This window comes from Psychrobacillus sp. Z16_25, from assembly GCF_056856695.1.
In genome coordinates this window covers 38,300-50,597 of record NZ_JBXEOV010000008.1, presented here as the reverse complement: position 1 = coordinate 50,597, position 12,298 = coordinate 38,300, and the positions used below count along the sequence as shown (strand labels likewise).

The 12,298-nt window shown below is 39.2% G+C and carries 13 protein-coding genes and 1 riboswitch; of the genes, 10 read left to right on the top strand and 3 right to left on the bottom strand.

The features are described 5' to 3' along the window. Nucleotides 1-14: 14 nt before the first annotated feature. Nucleotides 15-1,412: a Fe-S cluster assembly protein SufB gene (gene sufB / locus AC1VU3_RS10175; RefSeq protein ID WP_482983395.1), complete on the top strand. Its 1,398-nt coding sequence runs from the start codon at nt 15-17 to the stop codon at nt 1,410-1,412. A gap of 130 nt (nt 1,413-1,542) precedes the next feature. On the opposite strand, the gene AC1VU3_RS10170 is transcribed toward sufB, so the two are convergent. Next, complete coding sequence (locus AC1VU3_RS10170) at nt 1,543-2,220, bottom strand: Rv1352/Rv1906c domain-containing protein (RefSeq protein ID WP_482983394.1); 678 nt, start codon at nt 2,218-2,220, stop codon at nt 1,543-1,545. Nucleotides 2,221-2,585: 365 nt separating this feature from the next. On the opposite strand from AC1VU3_RS10170, the gene AC1VU3_RS10165 reads away from it, so the two are divergent. The 7 genes from AC1VU3_RS10165 to AC1VU3_RS10135 all read left to right on the top strand — a co-directional run bounded on the left by AC1VU3_RS10165 (nt 2,586) and on the right by AC1VU3_RS10135 (nt 9,783). After that, the gene (locus tag AC1VU3_RS10165; RefSeq protein ID WP_480388472.1) at nt 2,586-3,437 is read left to right on the top strand and encodes a DUF72 domain-containing protein; all 852 of its coding nucleotides are present in this window, start codon (nt 2,586-2,588) and stop codon (nt 3,435-3,437) included. 3 nt (nt 3,438-3,440) lie between these two features. Beyond that, entirely contained in the window at nt 3,441-4,259 is an 819-nt protein-coding gene (locus AC1VU3_RS10160; protein ID WP_480388471.1) for a sulfite exporter TauE/SafE family protein, read from the top strand. A gap of 18 nt (nt 4,260-4,277) precedes the next feature. Then, entirely contained in the window at nt 4,278-5,651 is a 1,374-nt protein-coding gene (locus AC1VU3_RS10155) for a bifunctional metallophosphatase/5'-nucleotidase (RefSeq protein ID WP_482983393.1), read from the top strand. A gap of 40 nt (nt 5,652-5,691) precedes the next feature. Continuing rightward, complete coding sequence (gene yunB, locus AC1VU3_RS10150; protein ID WP_482983392.1) at nt 5,692-6,465, top strand: sporulation protein YunB; 774 nt, start codon at nt 5,692-5,694, stop codon at nt 6,463-6,465. A gap of 50 nt (nt 6,466-6,515) precedes the next feature. Continuing rightward, a riboswitch (Lysine riboswitch) is annotated at nt 6,516-6,692 on the top strand. Between the two features lie 146 nt (nt 6,693-6,838). Next, entirely contained in the window at nt 6,839-8,404 is a 1,566-nt protein-coding gene (locus AC1VU3_RS10145; RefSeq protein WP_482983391.1) for a Na+/H+ antiporter NhaC family protein, read from the top strand. Nucleotides 8,405-8,501: 97 nt separating this feature from the next. Further along, nucleotides 8,502-9,434 (top strand): lipoyl synthase, encoded by a 933-nt coding sequence (lipA, locus tag AC1VU3_RS10140; RefSeq protein WP_482983390.1) that lies wholly within the window; start codon nt 8,502-8,504, stop codon nt 9,432-9,434. Between the two features lie 13 nt (nt 9,435-9,447). Continuing rightward, a complete protein-coding gene (locus tag AC1VU3_RS10135; protein WP_482983389.1) occupies nt 9,448-9,783 on the top strand; it encodes a YutD family protein in 336 nt (111 codons plus the stop codon). Between the two features lie 438 nt (nt 9,784-10,221). Here AC1VU3_RS10135 and AC1VU3_RS10130 read toward each other — a convergent pair whose 3' ends face one another. Continuing rightward, nucleotides 10,222-10,488 carry a DUF3055 domain-containing protein gene (locus AC1VU3_RS10130; RefSeq protein ID WP_480388465.1) on the bottom strand — a complete coding sequence of 89 codons (267 nt, stop codon included), beginning with the start codon at nt 10,486-10,488 and terminating at the stop codon, nt 10,222-10,224. Nucleotides 10,489-10,622: 134 nt separating this feature from the next. Here AC1VU3_RS10130 and AC1VU3_RS10125 point away from each other — a divergent pair, with 134 nt between their 5' ends. Continuing rightward, a complete protein-coding gene (locus AC1VU3_RS10125; RefSeq protein WP_480388464.1) occupies nt 10,623-11,084 on the top strand; it encodes a DUF86 domain-containing protein in 462 nt (153 codons plus the stop codon). Further along, nucleotides 11,071-11,835, top strand: coding sequence for a TIGR01457 family HAD-type hydrolase (locus AC1VU3_RS10120; RefSeq protein ID WP_480388463.1), 765 nt, complete (start codon nt 11,071-11,073; stop codon nt 11,833-11,835). The genes AC1VU3_RS10125 and AC1VU3_RS10120 overlap by 14 nt, the downstream gene beginning before the upstream one ends. 169 nt (nt 11,836-12,004) lie before the next feature. Here AC1VU3_RS10120 and AC1VU3_RS10115 read toward each other — a convergent pair whose 3' ends face one another. Beyond that, nucleotides 12,005-12,241: a YuzB family protein gene (locus AC1VU3_RS10115; protein ID WP_480388462.1), complete on the bottom strand. Its 237-nt coding sequence runs from the start codon at nt 12,239-12,241 to the stop codon at nt 12,005-12,007. Between the last annotated feature and the right edge of the window lie 57 nt (nt 12,242-12,298).

Here is a 12,298-nt window from a genome sequence, read left to right as displayed (position 1 = left end):
ACGGAGGAAATACGATGGCAAAAAAAATGCCTGAAATTGGTGATTACAAATATGGCTTCCACGATAAAGACGTATCCATTTTCCGTTCAAAACGTGGTTTAACGAAAGAAATCGTTGAAGAAATTTCGCGTATGAAAAATGAACCACAATGGATGTTAGATTATCGCTTAAAAGCTTTAGATATATTCTATTCGAAACCAATGCCACAATGGGGTGGAGAATTAGAGCCATTAAATTTTGATGAAATCACATATTATGTAAAACCATCTGAACAAACAGAAAAATCTTGGGATGAAGTACCAGAAGAAATCAAAGCTACTTTTGATAAATTAGGTATTCCTGAAGCAGAACAAAAATACCTTGCGGGTGTTTCTGCACAGTATGAATCAGAGGTTGTTTACCATAACATGAAACAAGAGCTTGAAGATATGGGAATCGTATTTAAAGATACTGACTCTGCCCTTCGTGAAAACGAAGATCTTTTCAGAAAACACTTTGGTACAGTAATCCCTTCTTCTGACAACAAATTTTCTGCACTTAACTCAGCAGTTTGGTCAGGCGGATCATTTATCTATGTGCCACCAGGTATAAAAGTGGATACTCCACTTCAAGCATACTTCCGTATTAACTCAGAAAACATGGGTCAATTCGAACGTACACTTATCATTGTGGATGAAGGTGCTTCCGTACATTACGTTGAAGGATGTACAGCTCCTGTTTACACAACTAACTCACTTCATAGTGCGGTAGTTGAAATTATTATTAAAAAGGATGCTTATTGCCGTTATACGACAATCCAAAACTGGGCAAACAACGTGTATAACTTAGTTACAAAACGTGCTGTTTGTGATGCTAACGCAACGATGGAATGGATTGACGGTAACATCGGATCTAAATTAACAATGAAATACCCTGCTGTTATCCTGAAGGGTGAAGGCGCTCGTGGTATGACATTATCTATCGCAATCGCTGGTAAAGGGCAACACCAAGATGCTGGTGCGAAAATGATGCACTTGGCTCCTAATACGTCTTCTACTATTGTTTCGAAGTCTATTTCGAAACAAGGTGGTAAAGTAACATACCGTGGTATCGTTCACTTTGGACGTAAAGCAACTGGTGCTCGTGCAAATATCGAGTGTGATACATTGATCATGGATAATCAGTCTACTTCTGACACAATTCCATACAACGAAATCTTGAACGATAATATTTCTTTAGAGCATGAAGCAAAAGTTTCGAAAGTATCTGAAGAACAATTATTCTACTTGATGAGCCGTGGATTAAGTGAAGAAGAAGCAACAGAAATGATCGTAATGGGCTTCATCGAGCCATTCACAAAAGAACTTCCAATGGAATATGCAGTAGAAATGAACCGCTTGATTAAGTTCGAGATGGAAGGTTCTATTGGTTAAGACATTGATAGAGGAGACGAACTTTACTAGTTCGTCTCTTTTTTAATGTTAGACTGAAATTTGCTGAGGTAATTGAACAATTTGGTCAATAAAAAGGAGATGGACGACATCCATCTCCTCTTCCTCTTATTTATTTGGTGTGAATTTCTACATCCTGTAGCTTTACATATTGTCCGTCAGAAAGAGTTAAATACGTATCTGCTTGAACATTTTCATTTGTAATGATGGAATCTAGCTGGTGTGTACTATCTTTTGAAACCTCATAATAGCCCATGTCGGTATCACTATCTAAAATCATCTTGTATTCACCTGCTGGAATATCCACCCCAACGCGATACATCCCATCATCATACTCTCCATCTTTCGGGATAACGGATGGTGCTTTATCTACCGGATACATATAAGCTCCTTGAAGCTTAAAGTATTCTCCGTCACGAAGTGTTACAAAGGAATGGGAGTCATCAAGATTATCGTTAAATATGATGCTTTCCAGATTCCCTGTACTATCTTTAGCGCTTTCGATATATCCCGTCTCATCAGCAAACACCAGGTATTCACCAGCTGGGATATCTGTTCCAACCTTATAGGTACCTGATTTAATGCGGTTATCTGAGGTCGCATTCTGATTATTATTGTTGTTGTTGTTGTTGTTGTTCGTGGTATCTGTTTGGTTCTCCTCATTTGTTGAGTTCGTATTATTAGTGTTATCTGTATCATCGCTTCCACTTGTAGCAAAGATGATAATAATGATTACGACTATTAACCAGAACCACCATCTTGTATAGAATGGCTTGTTATTTTCCTCCAAAGGAAATTCCTCCTTTATGTTATAGAGACTCTCTAGGGAGCTCTTTGTTAAAAGGATTGGACATTTCCTGTTTTTTTATTCAGCTAGTTTTGGTTTGAGTTCTTTAACCAATTCCTGGACAGGATTACAACATTACCGTCCATTTTTACAACATAGTCACTAATTTTTACAACATAAGCCCTCAGTTTTACAACATTACTCCCAAAAGCCTAAGATTTACCGCATGTTGAATCATTTTCAGACCATACTCCTTCATTTACACACCAACCAATCAATTCTACTCACAAGCTCCAAATACGCTCGCTTTTTTTGTCGTAATGTCTAGCTGGTGGTATCATATGGGTATACATAGAAGAGGTGGTCAAATGATTAAGATTGGTTTGACAGGGTGGGGGGATCATCCTGACTTGTATGTGTCCTCGGCCAAAGAGAAATTAAAAGATTATAGCGCTAACTTTCCAGTTGTAGAATTGGACGCAGCTTTTTATGCCATACAGCCTGAAAAGAACATTCAAAAATGGATTCGAGAGACACCAGATAATTTTCAATTTGTCGTAAAGGCATATCAAGGGATGACAGGTCATCAGCGTGGGGAAATTCCTTTCAAAACGACTGAAGAGATGTTTGAAGCTTACCGGAAATCAATTCTCCCTTTTCAAGAGGCAGGAAAGCTATCAATGGTGCTTGCGCAATTCCCGCCTTGGTTCAAATGTGAGAAAGAAAATGTGCAATACCTTCGTACGATTAGAGAAGAGTTAAAGGATTTTGAGGTGGCGGTTGAGTTCCGACATCAGTCCTGGTATTCTCCTGAATATGAAAGGGGCACGCTGGAGTTTCTAAGGGACAATGAGTTTCACCATAGTGTGTGTGATGAGCCACAGATAGGGGAGGGGAGTATTCCTCTTGTGCCAGTGGCTACCTCTAAGAAGGTGTTGGTACGCTTGCATGGACGTAATGCAGCTGGCTGGCTAAACCCTGGAAACAGGGAAAAGTGGAGAGAGGTAAGGTATCTCTATGACTATAATAAAGAAGAACTGACCTACATAAAAAAAGTATGTGAGCAGCTGGATAAACAGGCATCTGAAGTAATAGTATTATTTAATAACAACTCTGGTGGGCATGCAGCTAAAAATGCTAAAGCCTTTCAGCACATGCTGGATATAGAGTTTAAAGGGCTTGCTCCCAAACAACTAGACCTATTTGAAGGGGAATTTTAACAAATGGAATGGATTATATTAGCATTATGCGGTTTATTTTCAGGAATTATAGGAGCGCTTGTAGGTCTTGGTGGGGGTGTCATTTTAGTACCGGCTCTGCTTTTGTTTGGTACCACCCTTGGTTGGGTACCGGACATCACGCCACAAAGTGTTGTGGGTCTATCCGTTATTATGATGATTTTTATAGGGCTATCTTCTACCCTTTCTTACATGAAGACCAAAACAGTTGATTTTAAAAGCTCCATTATTTTCTTTATCGGAAGCATCCCTGGAACTATATTGGGAGCATGGGTAAACAAAGGCTTGGATTTACCGTCCTTTAATCTCTATTTTGGTATATTATTAGTAGTCCTTTCCATGCTTCTTCTAGTGAGGAAATATCTTAAGCCGGTACAATGGTTTGTAAAGAATGGAACGAAGCGCACCTTTACAGATGGAGATAAAACATTTGTATATGGATATCCAATCTGGTTTGCTTTAATATTCACCTTCGCAGTGGGCTTTGCTTCAGGGTTGTTCGGAATAGGTGGCGGTTCTATGATCGTTCCTGCCATGATCTTGTTGTTTTTGTTTCCACCTCATGTGGCGGTTGGTACCTCCATGTTTATGGTGTTCTTGTCGGCTATCGTAAACTCTGCCACACATATATCTTTAGGAAACGTTCCATGGCTGTATACAATACCTGTCGTACCTGCAGCATATATTGGAGCAAAGCTTGGTGCAAGGTTGAATAAAAAGCTGAATTCAGAAGCGCTAGTAACGGCTCTCCGTATCGTATTGCTGATTTTAGGGATTCGATCTATAATTGATGGATTATTCTAGCTAAGGAGGGGAGATAGGATGATGGAAAGAATCAATATTTATCATACGAATGATTTACATAGTCATTTAGAAAATTGGCCAACCATTCATCAATTTCTCTCTGATAGACAAAAGGCTCATTCCACTAAAGAGACAGTGTTGACTTTAGACATTGGAGATCATCTCGATCGCTCCAATGTATTTACAGAAGGCTTCCTTGGAAAAGGGAACGTTCAGCTTCTAAATAAGGCAAACTATGATTATGTAACGATTGGGAATAATGAAGGAATTACTCTAGGACATGAAGAATTGGATACTTTATATGAGGATGCTAATTTTGAAGTGATTGTATCTAATTTCGTTTACCCAAATGGGGAGATACCATCATGGATTCGTCCTTATAAAATCCATGTTACTCCGACAGGGTTAAAAATTGGAATTGTAGCTGCAACTGCAGACTATGGTATCTACTATGAGCAGCTTGGCTGGCATGTACAAGATCCGATTAATAGGCTTAGCCAGCTTAGTCGAGAATTAAGACCAGAGGTTGATGTGTTAATCTGCATGTCTCATTTGGGGAAATTTCAGGATGAAATCATATCGCAAGAAATACCAGAAATCGATTTAATATTAGGGTCTCATACGCATCATTTCTTTGAGCAAGGGAAATGGATAGGAAATACGCTGCAAGCAGCCGCAGGGAAGTTTGGGAACTATATCGGCTATGTAACGATTGATTTCGAGCACGAGACGAAAACAATCGTGGAAAAACGTGCTGTTCTATATCCAGTTGAGGATTTGCCTAAGCCAGTGGATGACATAGACCTACAACAGTCCTGGCAGGATAAAGGCTATGCGGAGCTTGCCACACCCGTATTTTTTAACCAAAAGAAACTTCAAAAGGATTGGTTTAAGCCGTCTCCGCTCTCGAAATTTTTTGGTGAAGCTTTGTTAGCCTTTACAAAGGCTGATTGTGCAATGTTTCCAGCAGGAATTTTCTTGTCCGATCTTCCTAGTGGAATGATAAAGGAAAGTGACTTGCATCGCTGTCTACCACATCCTATTAATCCATGTGTGGTTACTTTAACCGGTGCCGCTCTTTTAGAAGTGTTGACGTTATCCAAAAATGAAAAATGGCCACGCTTAGAAGTGAAAGGGCTGGGATTTAGGGGGAAATACCTTGGGACTATTTTGTTTGATCAATTAGAGGAAGTCCAGGGTGTTGTCTTTGTTGATGGAAAACCGTTACAAATTGAGAAGACCTATACTTTAGCTACTCTAGATATGTTCACCTTTGGTTACTTCTTTCCTTGCTTGAAAAATTCGGATAAACGATACATTATGCCGGAAGTTATTCGAGATATCGTGAAATGGTATGGTACCCATTACAATTATGAATATCGCTCATACTGATTCCCCTTGTTACATATAAGTAACAAGGGGGATTTTTTACTTGTTTTATCACAAAAGAAGACAGCGACATACATTTCATATTAGAACTCAGACAAAGCTAGCTATCTTTTTAGCAAGTTTTCTCCTATCGGTTGCTGGGGTATTCTATTATGTAAATGCCCAGCTGACACCAACCTATCTCGATTATGCAGAGGTTCAAACAAACAAGATAGCTTCTATGGTTATTAGTAAGGCAATAAATTCAAGAACATCAAACGTGCTTGATGTGAACGATATCATTGAGCAAGTACCTACAGAAAGTAAGACAATGGTAACGACAAAGTTTAATACGGAAATAATTAATAGGGTGTTGGCGGATACGAACAGCTTAGTCCAAGCACATTTGGAGCAGGCAGAGCGTGGAAATCTATCCAGTCTCCCTTATTTAGATGATATTGAGTATGACAAGCAAACGATGGAGGATCAAGGAGGGGTTGTGTTTTTTGTTCCAATGGGGCAGGCAACCAACATACCTCTAATTGGAAATCTAGGTCCAAAGATTCCTATACGCTTTCATGTGATCGGGAACGTCCAGTCAAATGTAGAAACGAAGATTACGGAGTTTGGAATCAATAATGCCTATGTAGAAGTTACCATCCACATAAAAGTAAGCGTACAGATAATAGTTCCACTGGCAAGTAAAATAAGTGTAGTGGAACAAAATATTCCGGTAGCGATGGGATTGGTTCAAGGTCAGGTTCCATATATTTACACAGGGGGTGATGGTGAGGCAGCTCCTTCGGTTGAAGTGCCAATACCGTTACCTGAAGATTAAAAAACCTTCACTTTTTAAAATTTCCTGTTATGATAGAATAAAATAAATACACATTAGGTAGAGGCTGCATTGCTTAATAGTATTGTACAGAAGGGTGACACCGTTGATCGTACAAGAAAGGAAGCATTGCCGAAATTAGATTTGTCGTCAAGCAATCTAGTTGGGGTTATTTTGAATAAAAATAACACTGTCATCTGTTGGAAAACAGATGGGGAGCTACACGTAGATGAACATATTACTATTCAACGTAGAGGCTAACCTAAATTTACTTAGGTTAGTCTTTTTAGTTTTTGAATCGCCCGCTTGGAGGAGCGTTTCTCACTCCATTAATTGGGGCAGACAGTAGTATACATGTTTAAAAGGAGGAGCAATAATGGAAGGCACTATTTATTCATTGATACCACCACTACTTGCGATTGTGATGGTTTTATTAACAAAAAGAGTATTATTATCACTTGGGCTTGGAATCGTTTCTGCAGCATTCCTGAGCGAAGAATTTTCATTGATAGGTTCTCTTCGTCTTTTGTGGGAATCTTTTAGCGTTTCTTTCTGGGATGATGGTTTCAACATGTACAATATTTATATTCTATTATTTATTTTATTTCTTGGAATTATCACCGCCTTTGTCAGTCTTTCAGGTGGTAGTAAAGCCTTTGCAAATTGGGCAGTAAAGAGAATCACCACAAGAAGAGGGTCTAAGCTATTAACTGCATGCCTCGGTGTCATCATTTTTATTGATGATTATTTTAATGCTTTAGCAGTAGGGCAGATTGCAAGACCAATTACTGATACATACAGAGTATCTCGAGCAAAGCTTGCATATATTATCGATTCGACCTCTGCACCTATTTGTGTTATTTCGCCAGTGTCTAGCTGGGGGGCATTTTTGATAGCTCAATTAGGTCTCATATTTTCTACTCATGCTATTACGGAGTATACTCCCTTGCAGGCATTTGTTTATATGGCTCCTATGAACTTCTATGTAATTGCAGCATTAGCTGTTGTTTTCTTCGTAGCTTGGACAGACTTTGATATTATGGGAATGAAAAAGCATGAAACTCGTGCTCTTGTAGATGGAGAGCTTTATGATAAAGGAAAAGTGAACCCAGGGGATCTTGCTGGTCATTTCCCGGAAAATAATTATGGAAAAGTAATAGATTTAATCTTGCCTATTGCTTCTCTACTCGTTGTAACTATTATAAGTATAGTTTGGACTGGCTATAGAGCTGCAGGCTCCACAAATCTTTTTACTATTTTTGAGCACACAGATGTACCTTTTTCTTTATTTATAGGAGGTCTTGTCGCTTCTATTTTGGCTATATTACTCTATGCAAGACAATTTAAAGTAAACCCAGATGCTAATGTTAAATACATTACAAAAGGATTATCAAAGGGAATCCAATCGATGATGGTAGCAGTTTTTATTTTAATCTTTGCATGGTCATTAGGATTTTTGATTACCGAATTAGGAACTGGTGACTACCTAGCATCATTGGTTACAGACTATAATGTACCAACTGGTATACTTCCTCTCATTTTATTTGTTGTAACTGCTTTTATGGCATTTGCCACTGGTTCATCATGGGGATCATTTGGTATTCTTCTTCCTATTGGGGCAAGTATCATTATGGCGGTAGAGCCAGATTTGATTTTACCAGTGCTTGCATCTGTTCTTGCAGGAGCTGTATTTGGTGATCATTGCTCTCCAATTTCAGATACTACTATCATGTCTGCGACAGGTGCAGGCGTGAATGTATTAGACCATGTTACGACCCAGCTCCCATATGCAATTATTTGCGCTATCATCGCAGGAATAGGGTATTTGGTCCTTGGTTTAACAGGCTCTGTATTATCAGGCTTTGTTACTGTGATCATCCTCATAATCGTTCTGTTTCTGTATTGGAGCATCAAAGGCAAGAGGAGTCAACAGCTAGTTTAAACGTTTCTCTATGGCTTTTCTGAAGGTTGTTTGAATTCAAATAATATGGTACATTGACAAAAGTAATAGTATGTTATTTGGGGAATGGGGTAAAGAAATGACATCATGTAAGCCGCCAAAGAAGGAGCATGAGCGGAAGCCTGACTGGCTGAAGATTAAGCTAAACACGAATGACGAGTATAAAGGCTTAAAGAAATTAATGAGAGAAAATAATCTCCATACGGTGTGTGAAGAAGCAAAGTGTCCGAATATACATGAATGCTGGGGTTCTAGACGTACAGCAACCTTCATGATTCTGGGAGCAGTTTGCACGCGAGCTTGTAGATTCTGTGCAGTAAAAACAGGCCTTCCAACCGAGCTAGACTTAGCAGAGCCAGAGCGTGTAGCAGATTCTGTTGTCATCATGAATCTGAAGCATGTAGTAGTTACCGCAGTAGCTCGTGACGACCTAAAGGATGGAGGCTCAGAGGTGTTTGCGGAAACAATTCGAGCCATCCGAAGAAAAAATCCATTTACCACTATCGAGGTCCTACCTTCTGATATGGGAGGGATTGAACAAAATCTTCGGAACATCATGGATGCAAAGCCGGACATACTCAATCATAATATCGAAACTGTACGTAGACTAACACCAAGGGTCCGCGCTCGCGCAACGTATGATCGATCGCTCGAACTGCTAAGAAGGGCAAAAGAGATGCAGCCGACTATTCCAACTAAATCTTCTATCATGCTGGGACTAGGGGAAACACATGAGGAGATAGTAGAAGCGATGGACGATCTGCGAGCAAACAATGTGGATATTCTAACGCTGGGTCAGTATCTTCAGCCGACGAAAAAGCATATAAAGGTTCAAAAATATTATTCACCAAACGAGTTTGGGGAATTAAGAAAAATTGCTATGAGTAAGGGTTTCTCCCACTGTGAGGCTGGGCCACTGGTTAGAAGCAGCTATCACGCTGACGAACAGGTGAACGCAGCAGCTAAGCAAAGGCAGCTCCAAGGGGAAGATTTGCTTGCACAAAATAGCTGATGGATGGTGAGCTATGATAATCGCAGAAGGCTATACGTATGAGATAATTGAAAACTATCGCGACGCATTTAAGGAAGAAGTTTTTTTAGAGCGCTATAGTGAAATACTTACGAAGTATGATTATATCGTGGGAGACTGGGGATATGGTCAATTAAGGCTGAAAGGCTTCTTTGATGATCGCAACAACAAGGCTACCTTTGACACGAAGATAAGTACACTAAAGGACTATATATATGAATACTGCAATTTTGGTTGTGCTTATTTCGTCGTGAAAAAGACAGGCGTAGCTCCAAAACCGCTTCCACCTATATTGGAGAAAAAAGAAAACCTTGAACAAGATCAGCTATGATCGAGTTCAAGGTTTTTTGCTTGGTAAAAAGTATCTGATAAATTGCTGTTGAGCGAGAATAAAGTTGCTCTATCCGAGAGTAAATCGTCACCGAACGAGAGTAAATTGGTTGAACGAGAATAAATTCCCCTTATCCGAGAATAAAACATCACCGAACGAGAGTAACCACCACGTAACCGAGAATAAAGTGCCGTTATCTGAGAGTAACGCTCAACCGGTTTAAAGCCGACACAGGCCATGTCCTTCCACCATTTTAACTGAGAGTAAATGCCCGATGAACGAGAGTAACAGCAGCCTAACCGAGAGTAACTAAGCTGAACGAGAGTAAATTACTTCTATCCGAGAGTAATCCAAGGTTGAACGAGAGTAACCACCACGTAACCGAGAATAAAGTGCCGTTATCTGAGAGTAACGCTCACCCCAGTAAAAGCCACCTGTCTAACTAAGAAGCTCTCTTAAGTAATCTCTTAATTCCTTTGCTTCTTCAGAAGTTCGATTAAAAACTTCTTCTAAATAACCTGGCTCCTCCACGTCATCCGAGCCAATAATTGCGGATCTTCCATATTGTATATCCATCACAAGTACTTTTCCGAAAAATCTAGTGCTTTGAAGGATTGCTAAGTCATATCGTTGAGATTCCCCTGTAAAACCTACGAATCTCGTTTTTGTATCCTCTACATCGTCATAAAGAAAAAATCGTTCCATATTAACTACACTCCTTCCCACTATGAATTATGGTACTATAGAACAGAGGTATTAATCAATGAATATAAAGGTCTCTAGCCCGAGATGAAGGATATCTCATCAACTAGAGGCATACTGCTTTAGGAGGTAACAAGATGTATTTTGTAGATCGAAAAAAAATTGGGCTTTCCTTGCAGCATATGAAGGAATTACTGGCATTACTAGAAGGAAATACAGACTGGCATAAGGATCAGCTTTCAAAGCTTGCATTAGAGAGAGTTGGCCATAACATGATAGAGGCTGTTATAGATGTAGGAAATTCAATGATTGATGGTTTTATTATGCGTGATCCAGGTGGTTACGATGATATTATCGATATCTTAACAGATGAAAAAGTTATCACCTCAGAGATGGACGGTCCTTTGAAAGAGGTTATCGAACTGAGAAAAGAGCTGGTTCGAAATTTCTATGCAGTAAATCATACAAAGCTAGAAGAAGTCTTAAAATCAAACCTTGTTTATTTAGGTCAGTTCCCTGGAAGAGTAGAAGATTATTTGGAAAATGAGCTTGGTCCTGTATCTGCATTTTTACCGGAGGATAGCGATGTCCAATTATAGGGCGTATTTCTTGGATCTAGATGGAACTGTCTATAGAGGAAATACTGCTATTAAGGAAGCAGTAGAGTTTATCCATCATTTGCAGAATAAAGGGATTGAGCCGTTCTTTGTTACAAATAATGCTTCCATGACACTTGAGCAGATTCGTTCGAAGCTTGCACAAATGGACGTGCATACAACGGAGGAGCATATTATTACTTCTGCCATTGTTGCTGCGCATTATATTGCAGAGCATTTTCCAGCCAAAGAGGTTTTTATGATTGGGGAAACTGGTTTAAGGGAAGCGTTACTGGATAAACAGATTACGATTACCGAAAATCTAGGAGAGGTAGTAGTAATGGGTATCGATCGTTCCATCAATTACGAGAAGCTGTCAACTGCTTGTCTATCTATTAGAAATGGAGCAGCTTTTATTTCTACGAATAGTGATCATGCATTCCCTACGGAACGTGGCTATGTACCTGGTAATGGCGCTTTTACTAAGCTAGTAGAGCATTCTACCGAGAAAGAAGCTCTATTTATGGGGAAACCACAGCCATTTATATTGGAAATGATGCAGCAACGATATGGATTTGCTAAAGAGGAAATGGTGATGATTGGAGACAACTATCATACAGACATTTTAACTGGCATTCATTTCGGTATCGATACAGCACATGTTAACTCTGGGGTTCATCGAACAGAAGAGGTCCGCATGATGGAAAAACAGCCGACCTATTTTTTAGAGTCTTTAAGTGATTGGATTAAATAGAAAGATAAATGAAAAAGCCCTGATGATTCTAATCATATAAAAAAAGAATCATCAGGGCTTCTATTTGATTTAGCTTCCTTTGCCTTTGTTTTCCCTTCATCTATTTAACTAGTACATTCGATAAGTAAAATAGGCACGCTAGTTGGACAAGCATTTATTTTATTCGTGATTAAAATAAAGGATTTTCTTCAATATATTGATATATTTTCTCTACCAGATCAGATGGGGAGTCACCTTCCACAACATCTCCATTTACTATTGCAAATAGTGTTTCGGAGCATAGGGAGCAATAGCTGAGACAACCATATTCTAATACATCTAAATCGGGATCCTGTTCTAATATATCGAATGCTTCCTGCGAACCATTTGCAAGGTTGCTGATACAAAATTCGACCATTGGATTCATAGCTGTCACCTCACTACTTCGACATGCTACCGTTTTTTTTTATATACGTCAATAAAG